Below are 14702 nucleotides of genomic sequence, written 5' to 3'. Positions count from 1 at the left end.
TTCGGCATGCAGGTGCAGGCATGGAGCCAGAACCTGACGCCCGAAAAGGCGGCCGCACACGGCGTGCAGTGCGTATCCAAGGAAGCGTTGTTCTCGTCGGCCGATATCGTGTCGATTCACTTGATTCTCAGCCAGCGCACGCGTGGCCTGATTGGCGCAGCGGAGCTTGCGCTCATGAAGCCAACCGCGCGGCTGGTTAACACTTCGCGCGGGCCCATCGTCGTGGAGAAGGATCTGGTCGATGTGCTCAGCCGCGGTGCGATAGCCGGCGCGGCGATCGACGTCTATGACCATGAGCCGCTGCCGCCCGATCATCCGTTCCGCGTCTTGCCAAACGTTCTGGCTACGCCGCATATCGGCTATGTGACAGAGGGGCTCTATCACACGTTCTATCAGGACACGGTCTCGAATATCGTCAACTGGCTCGATCGCCAGGCGGGCGCCGTCGCGTAGCACCGGGGATTGCTGCATCAGCCGCGCAACCGTCTGGCATGTATATGATCCGGCACACGAAGGCTGGCGAAATCCTGGTGTCTTGCCGCTCGCGCAGCTTCGCGCAGGCCAGCGTCTGGCCGAAGTCGGCGTAGCTGTCGCGGATCAGGCCGCGCAGGCGGGATCCCAGGTCGGGCAGTAACTGACGGTGGCCTGCGACCGTCTCTGACCGACCCTTTATAGGTCATTCACCAGCCCTGGCTAGGAAGGCCGGTATGAGGCCATTGCAGACATCAATGGAACTCGACTGCGGCCCACAGTCCGCATGGAACCTGTCCCACAGAGATAGCCGCAGCGCAATTTGGCTACGCCAGGCAGACTCTTGTGTTGTGCTGATTCTTGAGCGGGTTGTCTGTAGTGCAAAGGGTGGTTCGCGCTGACTTCATGGCGCTAAACCTCTGGCATCGGGAACAAAGGCTGGCGGCCCGCCTACACCAAGACAAGGCCGCCAGGTCACCAAGATTCACGGTCGAGACGCCTACCCGAGACCGTGCGCTTACCAGGCTTTCCGGTGAAAAGACTGCGCTCAGATACTACGGTGCCAGCCGTTGGCTCGCATCGAAGGATTCACACGAAAAGTCAGACGAGTTCTAGTAGGACAGTCACAACTCCCGTTGGCGGCAGGCCTTGTGCGTTGCGCTGCACGTCTATGAGCTTCCTACCCTCCCCACAAGAGTCTTGGGTTTAATTCCTACGTTTCGTCGGATGAGATGATCAGAAGGCGAGCCTATCCTCAAGCGCACAACACCATGAGGAGGCAAGCCATGAATCGTCGTCTGTTCATTTCCGCTGCAGCATTGGGCTCGTTGGCAACTGCGGCCCGAGGACAAGGCAGTCTCGGCACGTCTTCATACGAAGCAAGCGGAGCAGCCGCTACCCGAGTTGACACGGCTGCAAGCGCGATTCGAAATGCGGACTCGGTGCAGTCAGCACTCGCAGCATGGGGAAAGATCGCTGGCGAAGTCCTGCCTTTCGTCCATCTGACCGCGCTTGTAGCCAAAGTGCCCGCAGCCGGTGAGGGCAAGGCCGGTACCGGAGGCGATGTCCGAAGGATCTTTTCCACGGTACCCAGGGCGTACCCTGTGGGCGGCTGGAAGCACCTCGGTGGCAGTGAATGGGCCAGCCATGTGCTGCAACAACAGAAAGTGTTGATTGCGTCCGGCGATGCTGCATTGGCGCGCTACTTCCCTGATCATGCGCTGCTCCGTTCGTTGGGAACACGCACCCTCATTAACCTGCCGGTAGTCGTGTGTCGCCAAACCGTGGGGGCATTTGCTTTCCTATGCGGGCAAGAAGCGGTCGACGCCGAGGCGGTCGCTGCAGTGCAAAAACTGGTGCCTTCGGCTGCCGCGGTGTTCATCATGGCGGGGGACGCGGCAGCATGAGTCCGGAAGCGGCCATTGAGCTCCAGCGTGGCAGCGGCGAAGGCCATGACATCGTTATTGAATGCAGTGGAGCACCAAAAAAACGGGCAGCCATGGCATTTGCCGCATGTGCTCTCTTGATTTGGAGCACCCTTGCAGTATCCGTCGTGAGTATTTCGGACCTTTCTCCCTTGCTTACGACGGGAGTCGGCCTGGCGGGTGGCGGGCTGGTCGGATTGCCCTGGGTGGCCTGGGGGAAGCTGAAGCTGCGGCCTGTGCTGGTCGGAACCCTCGCAATGCTGGGATACCACGCACTATATTTCCTGAGCTTGAAAACCGCTGATCCGGTCGCAGCAAATCTCCTCCACTATCTCTGGCCGATATTCATCATTCTGCTGTCGCCGCTAATGTTGCGTGGACACAGATTGATGCGAAAACATTTGTGGGCCGGAGCGCTCGGGTTCATCGGCGCTGCCGCTTGCCTGGGGCCTGTCACATCAATCAGCAGCTCGGCATGGGTCGGATTCGGCCTGGCGCTCTTGTCGGCCGCCATCTGGGCCTATTACTCCGTGTGGTCGCGGCGCTATCCAGAGGTTCCTACCGCGACCGTGTCGCTCTATTGCTTGCTGGCTGGCATTGCTTCGCTCGTAGCTTTCGTTGTTATCCAGTTTGATCCGTCGAAGGCTTCGCTTGGCATGGCGAATATGCTGCAGTCGCCTAGTCTGGAGCAGTGGATGACGCTTGCATACCTCGCACTGGGACCGCTGGGGGGCGCATTCTATCTGTGGGACCATGCGATGAAGAAGGGAAATCCCCACGAGATCGCTGTCCTGGCCTACGCGGTACCCGTGGCGTCCACGTTGTTTGTCAGCTTGTTCCTTGGGCGTGGCTTAAATGCCGCCACGATCGCCGGTGCCGTGCTCGTGACACTGGCGGTGGCTGTGGGCAATCGCGCCAGGCAAGGGAACCGGACAAACTGATATTCACTCATCTAGGAAGTGCATCGAATGGACAAGGAATCGAAGGCCGGTACCGAAGCAGGCCCCATCGAAATCGGAGAGGAGATCGTTGCCGGATTCGCCAAATACAAGCTTCCCGGCGTCACCGCAGCAGCCGGTCGGGATCGTGGGGAAGGGCCCTACGGCAGATTGGTCCTGCGGGGTGCGACGCTGGTTGACGGTACCGGAGCTCCGCCGTGGGGGCTGGTCGACATCGTCGTGGAGGGAAACCGCATTGCCGATATTGTCAGCGTAGGCTGTCCCGGTTTGGCGATCCGACCGGAACGCCGTCCTCCTCCAGGAGATGCGGATATTGACTGCGAGGGGAAATTTGTCACCCCCGGCTTCGTGGATAGCCACGTCCACGTCGGCGCGCCTTTTCACGCAGCCAGTGGAGAGATGCCGACGGCAGACTATGTCTATAAGCTCTGGCTCGCGCATGGCGTGACGACTGTCCGTGAAGCGGGTTGCTTCAACGGACTGGCATGGACGCTGCAACAGAAGCGGGCGTCCGCCTCGCATGCGATTGCGGCACCGAACCTCTACGCGTATGCGTACTTCCCGGCAATCAATGACTATCTGAAGACGATCCATACGCCTGCGGCGGCGCGAGAATGGATTCGGCAGTTGGCCGAGAAAGGCGCTGACGGCGTCAAGTTCTTCGGTGCGCCGCCTGCGGTGATGGAAGCCGCCCTGGACGAGGCGAAACGGGTGGACCTGCGGACCTGCTGCCATCATGCGACGCTAGCCGTCAGTCGAATGAACGCGTTGACGACAGCGAAATGGGGCCTCACCAGTTCGGAGCATTTTTATGGCCTTGCGGAGGCCTTGTTCGATGACCGGGCGATTCAGTCCTTCCCCACCGGCTATCACTACAACGACGAATATCTGAGGTTCTCCACCGCCGGAACTACGTTCTTGCAGGCAGCACAGCCGGGCAGCGCCAAGTGGAACGAGGTGCTGGACGCCTTCCTGGAAGCGGGACATACCTTTGTGCCGACGCTGAACGTCTACGACGCCAACCGGGACCTGATGCGCACGCGGCGCGCTGACTGGCATGATCGCTATACCGACCCGAATCTGATGCGGTACTTCGAGCCGCATCGCGGCGGGCACGGCTCCTACTGGTACCGGTGGAGCACACAGAACGAAGTTGAATGGCGCGAGACGTTCCGCATCTGGATGCAATTTCTGCGGGACTACAAGAATCTCGGGGGGCGCGTCTGTGCTGGCAGCGATTCTGGCTTCATGTACCAGGTCTATGGCTTTGGCTTCGTGCGCGAACTCGAGCTCTTGCAGGAAGCGGGATTCACGCCGCTCGAGGTGTTGCGCGCCGCGACAAGTCACGGTGCGGCCGTCCTGGGTATCGAGGAGGAAACTGGCTCAGTGGAAGTCGGCAAGCGGGCGGATCTGCTGATTCACGATAGCAATCCACTGGATGACTTCAAGCTGTTGTATGGTACTGGCGCCCTGCGGCTTGACGAGGCCACACAGCGTGGCGTGTGGCAGCGATGTTTGCGCTACACGATCAAGGACGGCGTTGTTTTCGACACAAAGGCATTGCTTGAGGATGTCGAGGCCATGGTTTTGCAGGCAAAGGCTGATCGCCCGGAGCAGTGATGCAGGTTCCTGCCGACTTCTTCGTTTTGTCGGGATTCCTGGGTAGCGGAAAGACGACGCTTCTTTCTGATCTGCTGTCTGATGCGGACGACGGACGGGTCGCGGTCATCGTCAACGATGTAGGCCAAGTCAACATCGATGGCGCTTTGATCGCTGTCCAGAGTGGGGTACCGATGGCGACCCTTAGCAATGGATGCGTCTGCTGCACCCTGACAAACGACCTGCCTTACACAATCGAGGCTTTGATATCGGAGCGCGCGCGCAACGGCGGCGCGCCATTTACCAAAGTCATTCTTGAGTGTAGCGGGCTGTCTGAGCCCGGTGGCGTGCTAAGGAGCCTGAGCCCGCTTGCAGCCCTAGGCATGCGAGTGCGGGTCATCACCACCTATGCCAGCGATCAGATCGTCGGGAGCGACGACTTCGCCTTGACCGCCGCGCAGTTGTGCGCGGCACATACCATCGTCTTGACGCGCATGGACCTCGCGTCGGCGGAGCAGGTATCGGAAGCCTTGGCGTTTGCGCAGGAAATGGGGCCAATGGCCACCCAAATCGTCGAGCGCGATCGTCGCGAGCGGGCCAGGGTCAGTTTTGCCACAGATAACACCGGCGTCCCTGCTCCTGGTCGTCCTGAACGTCTCCTGGATCTGAAGGGCGCCGGTCATCCGCGCGTTAGCGTATTCGCGATCCAATGGGACGCGAAGCTCGAATGGACGACTCTTGCCGCGTGGCTGGAAAACCTGGCGGGGTATCTCGACACAAGACTCCTGCGGGTCAAAGGACTTGTGTCGTTGGATGGCTGTGACGAATCCATACTCATTCAAGGCGTGGGCCAGCACTTTGATACGCCTCGCCGCATCCCCGGGCTTGAGAGCGTGTCGAGCCTTGTGGTCATCTCGCGCGACACGATCCTTGCAGAAATCGAAGGTATGGCGCCCCATCTGCCGGGCGCCAGATATTCCATGCTCCGGTCTCCTGGGACTGGCGGCTCGTTTCGCCTCGCCCGACCTGATTAGCCCAGCGGGAGGTTGCAAGGCCGTCTCGTTGGCCGGTCTCAAGCATTCGTTCTGCACTTCCTTGTACCTGCGCCGCTGACGCGGCGCTGCCGCGAAGTTCAAAATCGGCACTCGTGCCCGGCATGCGCGCACGCGTCGACCCCTCAACAGACCTAGTCCAATGTTGATGTCCCCGGGGCGAAATCGAGGACGAGACGGGGTTATTGGCGGAGAAGATGCTCGCTTCGTTCCCGCCGTCTGTCCTCCTGTACCAGATCCCGCTGGTGTTTGCTGGCGATACAATTGAAGCCGTTCGTACCGGCAAGGTGCAAAGTCTTGGCCGCGAGGCATTCGCGCAGGCGCGACGTTCCGAGGTTAGTGCTTCGACTGAGGCTTTAAGGCCTTCGGCAGTCCTCGTACTCAAGCGCAACAACGCGACATGGGTTTTGCGTGCTTAGCCAGCACGCATCCGGCGTGTACCAAACAGAGCAAAAAAATGCCGGACGATAATCGTCCGGCAATGCTTGAGCACTTGCTATTTCTGTCCGCTAGCGTCCCGACAGACTCTCAACCGGTTCCCACTTTCCACCGACTACCTTGTAGATAGTGATCCCACCCTCCTTAAGATCCCCCCGGGCATCATAGGCGATTAGTTTCGATGTCACTCCGGCCATGGAAGTGGCAGCCAGGGCGGGTAAGTACTTCCCTGGCTCAAAGGAGTTTGCTTGCACCATCGCTTTCATCATTGCCATGGCACCGTCATACGCATACGGAGAATACGTTTGGACGGCACCGCCAAAGCGCTTCTCATAACGTTGCTTGTAGCTCGGTCCGCCGGGCATTTGTTCGAGCGGTAGACCCGCAAGCGAACAGAGTGCCCCTTCGGCTGCTGAGCCGGCCAACTTGATGAAGTTATCGGTCTTTGACATTTCGCCGGACACCAGAACGGACTTCATACCGAGCTCACGCAACTGCTTTGCCATTGGGGCGGACTGGGCTTCCGCGCCACCATAGAAAATCAGCTCTGGAGAGTGACGTTTCAGGGTGGTGAGTACGGCCTTGAAGTCGACAGCTTTGTCATTGGTGTACTCGCGGCGCACGATGGTCGCGCCGGCAGCCTTTGCCGCTTTCTCAAACTCGTCGGCGAGGCCCTGACCATACGCTGTGCGGTCATCCACAATGGCGATGCGCTTCAGTCCAAGCTTGGTGACAACATAGTGTCCGACGATGCTGCCTTGCTGCGTGTCGGACGTCATCATGCGGAATGTCGTCTTGAAGCCTTGCCGTGTGTACTCTGGAGCAGTCGCCATGGCAATCTGCGGAATGCCCGCTCGGCTATATACAGCCGACGCAGGGATGCTGGTGCCGGAGTTGAAATGGCCCAACATTCCTTTGATGCCGCCATCCACCAACTTTTGCGCCACAACGGATCCTGCCTTGGGGTCTGCCTGGTCGTCCTCAGGGACCAGAGAAAAGCGTACCTCGCGGCCGCCAATTCGCGGCCGAGTCGCGTTGAAATCCTCTACGGCGAGTGTGACGCCGTTCTGCATGTCCTTGCCATACTGCGCTTGGTTGCCGGTCATGGGCGCAGCGAATCCCAGCTTGACGTCCTGAACCTGCGCGATGGCGACCGAACTGCCGACAAGCGCGGCCGCCGCGAAGGCGGCCGAGTACAAACGATGCTTCGTCATGTTGTAGATTTGCATGGATTATTTTTGAGCCCGCATGGCTTGGCGGTCCCGGAAACCCAGGGTAACGCCGAGAAAGCTGATGGCTGCCGCGATAATGACGTACAGTGCAGGTGCCATGGCGCTGCCAGTCGTGGCAATCAGCCAGGTCAAGATCAGCGATGCGAAGCCACCGAAGGTCATGACTGCGACGTTGTACGCAACGGAAAGTCCCGTCGACAGAATCCTGGTCGGGAAGATCTCAGAGAAGGCTGCCAGAATCGGTCCGGTATAACCTGCGATGAGGATGCCGAATACGGACTGGAACACGATCAGGCTCGTTTGGGTCGGCGACGAAACCACAAGCGCAAACATCGGGTAGGCCAGCAGAAGGATGCCGGCGGAGCTGAACGCCAGGATCTTGCGGCGGCCGATGCGGTCGGACCAGGCACCGACGAACGGGGAGAGTACCGTGATGATGGAGCCGCCTATGACACCCGCAATGAACGACATGGATTGCGGCATCTTGAGCGTCTTCACTGCGTAAGTCGGCATGTAGAACAACAGGACATAGATACATACAGTCCACAGAATGACCATCGAGAACGTGGTCAGCGTCTCACGCGGGAAGTTCGTCAGGACTTCCGAGAATGGCTTCTTGACCTTCTCCTTGGTTGCTAGGAATGCAGGCGTTTCGTCCACTTTGCTCCGGATATAGAAGCCAATCGGCCCAATCAGGATGCCGAGCAGGAATGGGATGCGCCAGCCCCAAGCCTTCACTTCTTCGGGTGTTAGCCACAGGGTGAGCACCGTGCCAGCCGCCGCGCCGAGTACGACAGCAAAGCCGATACTGCTTTGGATCCAGCTCGCGTAATAGCCTTTCTTGTCTGCAGGCGCGTGCTCAGTCAAGAAGGCGGTCGCACTTCCCATCTCGCCGCCGGCCGAGAAGCCTTGCATCAGGCGCGCAAAGATGATCAGAATCGGTGCCGCGATGCCAATCTGCTCGTAAGTTGGCGCGATGCCAATAAGCGCCGTGCCTCCCGCCATCAATACAATGGTCAAGGACAAGGCTGCCTTTCGGCCAACGCGATCCGAATACATGCCAATGAGGATGCCGCCGATGGGCCGGACGACGAATCCGACTCCGAAGGTAGCCACCGACAGCAGAAGTGAAGTGAGCTCGTTACCCGTGGGAAAGAATAGCTGGCCAATTGTGATGGCAAAGAAGCCATACACCATGAAATCGAACCACTCGAACCCGTTTCCAAGAATCGTGGCGATGATTGCTCGCCGCCTCCGCTTTGTCTCGTCATGCGAAGCGGTCAGTGTTGCCGCGATCTCCATTTCCGTCCTCCTTTGTATGGCCAGTGTGATTGTCTGCGGATCGATGCTTGTCCCGATCTGCTGTTCCTCGCTCATCGCATTGAGCTAGAACTCATTCAATCGCACTCGGACTACCTTTCCTATCTACCTTCTGCAGGAAGTCCGTGGCCCACTCTCCGTTGGCTCGTAGGAATGCCCTTATCCGGTGCATAACATGATGGCAATGCTTTGCTGGATGCCTTGCCGTTCGTAAGACGGTGGTGAGGCTTGTCCACAAAGGGATCCAGAGGTATGACCCAGGGCGGGTAAAAACCAACCGGGAGAGCTCGCAAAGGCTTATGAGGCCCAAATGTTGTGCGTGGCCTTTCGCGTCAGGGGGCCGCGTTGGTGCGAGGTAGCCAAAGTAGAATTTTTTGTCTTCTTTCTTCTATGCAAAGTAGGTAGTCCGCCTATGGTTCGCGATCCTAATATCCCAATGCCCGATGTTTCGCATGGGCACGGCGGTCGGAACCGGCCATGGGAATACACAGCAGACGACAGGACAGAAAAATGGTAGTGGAGAGCAAACACAAGGAACTTGCAGAGGCACGCAACCGTCACGTACCGCGTGGCGTGGTGACGGCGCATCCGATCTTTGTCGAACGTGCAGAAGGTTCGCATGTGTGGGATGCCGACGGCCGTCGGTATCTTGATTTTGTGGGCGGCATCGGCGTCCTGAATGTTGGCCATAACCATCCTCGAATCGTTGCTGCAGTCAAACGGCAGCTTGAGCGTGTCAGTCACGCTGCCTTCCAGGTGGCTGCCTACGACGTCTATGTGGAACTGGCAGCCCGTCTGAATCTCCTGGTTGGTGGCGACGAGGCGTATAAGACCATCTTCCTGACGACGGGCGCCGAGGCGGTTGAGAACGCCATCAAGATTGCGCGCGCCTATCGTAACGCCCCCGGGGTCATTGCATTCCGCGGTGGGTTTCACGGCAGAACGCTGATGGGCATGACGCTGACCGGCATGAGCGCGCCGTACAAGCAGAATTTCGGGCCGTTCGCCGGCGACGTGTATCACACGCCGTATCCCGATCCTTATCGGGGTTTCTCGTCCGAGGATGCCCTGCAAGCATTGGAAGACCTCTTCGCGACGCAGATTGCACCGGAGCGCGTCGCGGCAATCATCATCGAGCTCGTCCAGGGCGACGGAGGCTTTCTCGCCGCTGGTCCGGAGTTCCTGCAGAAGCTGCGCGAGCTGGCTACCCGGCACGGGATTGTCCTCATTGCCGACGAAATCCAGACTGGCTTCGGCCGAACCGGTGAACTGTTTGCATTCCAGCAAGCTGGCATCAAGCCGGACCTGGTGACGGTGGCGAAGAGCTTGGCTGGCGGCCTGCCATTGTCCGGTGTGGTTGGCCGGGCCCAGATCATGGACGCGCCCGAGCCGGGTGGGCTTGGCGGCACTTACGCAGGCAATCCGCTAGCCTGTGCCGCCGCGCTGGCGGTGCTGGACCTCTTCCAGAACGAGGGGCTGCTGGAGCAAGCCAACCAACTGGCCGCCGTGCTGCGTGATGGACTCGAGGCGCTGGCTGAGCGCTTCACTGAGATTGGTACTATTCGAGGTGTCGGCGCGATGCTGGCACTCGAATTTGTCAAGGACCGGGATTCGAAGCAGCCGGACGCCGGATTTGCGCAGCGCGTCATCGATGCATGCCGCGATGGTGGATTGCTTGTCATCAAGTGTGGTGTGCACCGCAACATTGTGCGCCTGCTTGCTCCGCTGACGACTTCCAAGAACGAAGCGCATGAAGCGCTGGCGATCCTGGCCAAGGCAATCGAGAAGGCGCGCGCAGCGTATTGACTGAGGTTATAGCCCCGCCCACAGCGAAGGACAAAATGGACAGCGATTTCGCAGCAAGGTTTGCAGGCAAGACGGTGTTGACGCTCGATATTTATGGCACGCTGATCGACTGGGAGCGGGGCATCTCCGAAGCCTTGGGAGGCATTCTCCGTGACCACGGCCATGTGCTGAGCGAGGATGAAATCCTTGAGCGCTACGCATGGCATGAAGCCGCGCTGGAGGCTGGTCCCTATATGACCTATCGGGAGATCCTTGAGGAGACGCTGAGGCGGATCGCGGCCGATCTTGGCTTTTCCCCAGAAGAGGCCGAACTCGAGTCGTTCTCGCACTCGGCGGGAGACTGGCCAGCATTCCCAGATTCGCATGATGCCCTCGTTGCGTTGCAAAAGCGCTTTCAGCTCGCCGTCATCACCAATGGCGACGACGAGTCCTTCGCGCTATCGAAGAAGCGGCTGGGAGTCGAGTTCGATTACGTAATTACCGCTGAACAGGCGCGAAGCTACAAGCCTTCGCTTAACAACTTTCACGTTGCGCTTGGCCGCGTACGCGTGCCACGCGCACAGATTCTGCATGTTGCCCAGAGCTTCTTCCATGACCACGTCCCCGCGCAGGCGCTCGGCTTGCAGACAGTCTGGATTGACCGCCGCAAAGGCAAGCCGGGCTTTGGGGCGGTCCCCAAGGCGAATGCGGTGCCGGACGCTGCCTTCGAGGACATGCGTTCATTTGCCGACGCGATACTGAAGCACTAGTACAGGGTCGCATGTCGGGCGGCCTGCCCGCATCTCGAGTCTGGAATGGATGTCGAACGGAGGACTATGGACATCTCTACCGCGTTGGAATCGACCGTTCTACGTGGTGCCAGGGTGGTAGCCGGGCACTCAGGATTGAGTAGCGAAATCCGGTGGGTGCACGTCATCGACCATCCGGATATTGTGGATTGGGTCGAGCGTGGCCATCTGCTGCTTTCGACCGGCTACAACTGGCCGCGAGACGGCCAGAAGGCCAGCCAGCTCATCCGGGACCTGAGCGAACGCGGGCTGGCAGGGGTCGTGCTCGCAGTCCCCAACTTCCTGGAACATTTTCCAGAATCCTCGGTGCTGGCTGCAAACGATGTCGGCCTGCCTTTGCTCGAGATCGACTGGGCCATTCCGTTCAGTACCATCACCGAGGAAATTCATTCGAGCATCATTCGCCGTCAAGGCGAGTTGATCGAGCGATCCGATGAAATCCATCGTGCGCTCACTACAGCGGCGGTGATGGCGAACACGCTCGGCGACCTGGCGCTTGCGCTTGGCGACCTGCTCGGCCGGGCCGTCAACTTTGTCGATCCCGATGGACTGCTGCTCGGCACAAGCGAGGGCGGAAAAGACGGCAAAGTTCTCTGCGACAAGGAACGTGAATACCTGCGGCTGCTGAATAACCGCATCCTCCTCCGCCATATCCAGGACAGCGTCGCCCCTGTGCTGGTGGAGGCGCAACCGGACGTCGGCGTGCCTCGCCGGCTGGGCTGCCCGATCCGCATCCGCGGCGAAATCACGGCATTCATCTTCGTCGACGAAGGCCGCAGCCCGCTGGGTGAGCTGGACATCCGCGCGACGGAACACGCTTCAATCATTGGCGCGCTGCACCTGGCGCATTTGCGGGCGCTGCATCTTCAAGAGGAGCGTCTCGGCTATGCGTTGGTCGGCTCCCTGCTGGAAGGGAAGTTTGAAGAAACCCCGTCGGCTTTGGAACGCGCCCGCCTGAGCGGTTGGGATCCGGCGGCGAACTATCGTGTTTGCCTGGCGTTGCTCGATGAGCCGTTGCCGCTATCACGGGAGGGGTTCCTGCGACGCGAGCGTTGGGTGGACCGGCTGAGAAAGTACCTGGAAGGTATCGGACAACCGCCTCTCATCCTGGCGTCCCTTAACCAGATCACCTTTCTCCTTGCCGGCGATGCAGAACCCGAGCCGCTCTGGCGGGTCTTGGGCAGCCGCGGTACGGCGTTGGCAGTCAGCCGCTTACACAGCGGCATCGCCGGCATGGCGCAAGGCGGCAGCGATGTCCAATCGTTGCTGCCGCTGCTAAAGCCAGGAAAGGTGCATCACTTCCATGAGGTGATGTTCCCTCGGGCATTGATGGGCGACGCGGATGCCCGGCAGCTATTCATCCAGAGCAAGCTGGGCCCGCTGCTGTCCGATCGCAAGGGTGAGGCGCTCCTGGAGACGCTGGAAGCGCTCTGCGCAGAGGGATTCCAGTTGGCGAACACGGCCAGGCGTCTCGGCGTCCATATCAGTACGCTGCGATATCGTCTGGAACGCATTGAATCGATGCTGGGGACTACCTTGGAGGATCAGGCGAACCGCTTCGAACTGCAGGTCGCGGTCGCCCTGCACAAACTGACGGCAGAGGAATGATGCCGGTGGTCGCCCCAGAATTTCATTGGCAATTGATGGAGTGGAAGTAAGTATGAGTCCCTACGAAGCATTCTCAAGCATTGATCTGCGCGCTGGCACCGTGGTCAAGGCAGAGCTGAACGACAAGGCTCGCAACCCGGCCTATAAGATGTGGATCGATCTCGGCGACCTGGGCGTGATGACCTCTAGCGGGCAATACGCGAACCGCTATCAAGCGGAGGAGTTGGTTGGCAGGGTGGTGGTGTGCGCAACGAACCTCGGTGAGCGCCGTATTGGCGGCTTTCTGTCGCAGGTCTTGGTGATGGGAGTGGAATCGGAGCCGGGGGTTGTGAACCTGCTCAGTGTGGATGGTACCGTTACTAACGGCAGCAAAGTGTTCTGACTGAACATCGCATACAGAAAAAAGCCGGCCATCGGGCCGGCATATTCTTTGGCGGAGCTCCGTTACGCCAGATCGAGGTGTAGCGTCTGCACCTCGAGGAACTCCTCGATGCCGTGGTGCGAGCCCTCGCGGCCGAGCCCGGATTCCTTGACACCCCCGAACGGCGCAACCGCGGACGAGATAACACCCGTGTTCAGGCCCACCATGCCGTATTCCAATGCTTCAGCCACCCGGAACACGCGGTTCACATCGCGCGAGAACAGATAAGCGGCGAGGCCGTAAGGGGTATCGTTGGCGCGCCGAATGACTTCGTCTTCGGTCTCGAAGCGGAACAGGGCGGCCACGGGTCCGAATGTTTCCTCGCTGGCCACCAGCATCCCGTCGCGGGCATCGGTCAGGACAGTCGGCATAAAGAACTGAGAGCCTCGCTCGGAGAACTCGCCGCCCACAGCAACTCTAGCACCTTGCCTCAGCGCATCCTCCACGTGGGTGACGACCTTTTTCACCGCCGATTCGTTAATCAGGGGGCCGATGGTTACTCCCTCTTCTGTACCAGCGCCAACACGCAGCTTCCGGACTTCTTGGGCCAGGCGCTCGGTAAAGCGTTCGTATATGCCGGACTGAACGTAAATGCGGTTCGCGCAGACACAGGTTTGCCCGCTGTTCCGGAATTTGCTAGCCATCACGCCGGATACCGCCTGCTCCAGGTCGGCGTCGTCGAACACGATGACGGGAGCATTCCCGCCTAGTTCCATGCTGACCCGCTTTACCGTGTCGGCGCATTGGCGCAGCAAGAGCTTGCCCACCGGGGTGGATCCGGTAAAAGTCAGCTTGCGGACAATGGGATTCGAAGCGAGTTCGCCGCCGATCGCTTTGGGAAGGCCAGTCACGATATTGAGGACCCCGGCGGGGATTCCCGCCCGCTCCGCGAGTTCGGCAAGCGCGAGTGCTGAATAAGGAGTGAGTTCCGAAGGTTTAGCCACGACTGTGCAGCCTGCTGCGAGGGCGGGAGCCAGCTTCCGGGTAATCATCGCGTTGGGGAAATTCCAGGGCGTGATCGCCGCGCATACGCCGACAGGCGCCTTGCGGACAATGATCCGGCGGTTCGCCTGCGTGGCCGGGATGGTCTCGCCGTAGGCGCGGATGCCTTCCTCGGCGAACCATTGCACGAACGAGGCGCCGTAGAGGACTTCCCCGCGTGCTTCGGCCAATGGCTTGCCTTGCTCCAGGGTCATCAGCATCGCCAGGTCATCGGCGTGAGCCAGCACGAGGTCATGCCACTTGCGCAGCAGCGCGGCGCGCTGGTGCGTCGTCATCGCGCTCCATGCCGGCAAGGCGCGGTTCGCTGCCTCGATCGCCGCCCGGGTGTCGTCCGCATTGCAGTCGGGAATGCTACCCAGCGTGGCACCGGTTGCCGGGTTGACCACATCCAGCGTCTTGCCGGAGCGGGCAGCTTGCCAGTGGCCGTCGATATAGGCATGCTGGCGCAGCAGGTTTGTATCCTTCAGGAGATTCATGTCTAGTTTCCTGCGAAACGGCCGGGTGACAAGCATGCGCGCCGCGTGAGCGCGTCGGCGCTTTGCATGCAGCGCCGGCGGGAGTATCAATGGGAGATGGGTGCCA

General features: G+C 59.9%; 12 protein-coding genes. 9 read left to right on the top strand and 3 right to left on the bottom strand.

The features are described 5' to 3' along the window. The 5 genes from RM96_RS14510 to RM96_RS14490 form a co-directional block, all read left to right on the top strand. On the top strand, nt 1-453 hold a 453-nt coding region (locus RM96_RS14510; protein WP_039011517.1), incomplete at its 5' end, for an NAD(P)-dependent oxidoreductase. Nucleotides 454-1256: 803 nt separating this feature from the next. After that, a complete protein-coding gene (locus RM96_RS38615) occupies nt 1257-1877 on the top strand; it encodes a hypothetical protein (RefSeq protein ID WP_152624110.1) in 621 nt (206 codons plus the stop codon). Then, nucleotides 1874-2836 carry a DMT family transporter gene (locus RM96_RS14500; RefSeq protein WP_193752458.1) on the top strand — a complete coding sequence of 321 codons (963 nt, stop codon included), beginning with the start codon at nt 1874-1876 and terminating at the stop codon, nt 2834-2836. Before RM96_RS38615 ends, RM96_RS14500 begins: the two co-directional genes overlap by 4 nt. 27 nt (nt 2837-2863) lie before the next feature. Beyond that, the gene (locus RM96_RS14495) at nt 2864-4474 is read left to right on the top strand and encodes an amidohydrolase family protein (protein ID WP_039011508.1); all 1611 of its coding nucleotides are present in this window, start codon (nt 2864-2866) and stop codon (nt 4472-4474) included. Continuing rightward, a complete protein-coding gene (locus RM96_RS14490; RefSeq protein WP_052279512.1) occupies nt 4474-5487 on the top strand; it encodes a CobW family GTP-binding protein in 1014 nt (337 codons plus the stop codon). Before RM96_RS14495 ends, RM96_RS14490 begins: the two co-directional genes overlap by 1 nt. A 527-nt stretch (nt 5488-6014) precedes the next feature. Here RM96_RS14490 and RM96_RS14485 read toward each other — a convergent pair. Both RM96_RS14485 and RM96_RS14480 read right to left on the bottom strand, forming a co-directional pair. After that, entirely contained in the window at nt 6015-7157 is a 1143-nt protein-coding gene (locus RM96_RS14485) for a branched-chain amino acid ABC transporter substrate-binding protein (RefSeq protein WP_039011514.1), read from the bottom strand. Between the two features lie 18 nt (nt 7158-7175). Then, nucleotides 7176-8477, bottom strand: a complete 1302-nt coding sequence (locus tag RM96_RS14480) for an MFS transporter (RefSeq protein WP_039011507.1) — start codon at nt 8475-8477, stop codon at nt 7176-7178. A gap of 528 nt (nt 8478-9005) precedes the next feature. On the opposite strand from RM96_RS14480, the gene gabT reads away from it, so the two are divergent. The 4 genes from gabT (at nt 9006) to RM96_RS14460 (ending at nt 13079) form a co-directional block, all read left to right on the top strand. Continuing rightward, entirely contained in the window at nt 9006-10301 is a 1296-nt protein-coding gene (gene gabT / locus RM96_RS14475) for a 4-aminobutyrate--2-oxoglutarate transaminase (RefSeq protein ID WP_039011504.1), read from the top strand. A 35-nt stretch (nt 10302-10336) separates the two neighbouring features. Further along, complete coding sequence (locus RM96_RS14470; protein ID WP_039011502.1) at nt 10337-11050, top strand: haloacid dehalogenase type II; 714 nt, start codon at nt 10337-10339, stop codon at nt 11048-11050. 66 nt (nt 11051-11116) lie between these two features. Beyond that, the gene (locus RM96_RS14465; protein ID WP_039011500.1) at nt 11117-12697 is read left to right on the top strand and encodes a PucR family transcriptional regulator; all 1581 of its coding nucleotides are present in this window, start codon (nt 11117-11119) and stop codon (nt 12695-12697) included. Between the two features lie 52 nt (nt 12698-12749). Then, entirely contained in the window at nt 12750-13079 is a 330-nt protein-coding gene (locus RM96_RS14460) for a tRNA-binding protein (protein ID WP_039011497.1), read from the top strand. 62 nt (nt 13080-13141) lie between these two features. Here RM96_RS14460 and RM96_RS14455 read toward each other — a convergent pair whose 3' ends face one another. Then, complete coding sequence (locus tag RM96_RS14455; RefSeq protein ID WP_039011495.1) at nt 13142-14596, bottom strand: NAD-dependent succinate-semialdehyde dehydrogenase; 1455 nt, start codon at nt 14594-14596, stop codon at nt 13142-13144. Between the last annotated feature and the right edge of the window lie 106 nt (nt 14597-14702).

It is taken from the genome of Cupriavidus sp. IDO (assembly GCF_000812465.1).
Lineage (GTDB): Bacteria > Pseudomonadota > Gammaproteobacteria > Burkholderiales > Burkholderiaceae > Cupriavidus.
The sequence above is the reverse complement of the archived record's forward strand: the minus strand, read 5'-3'. Positions and strand labels throughout refer to the sequence as shown.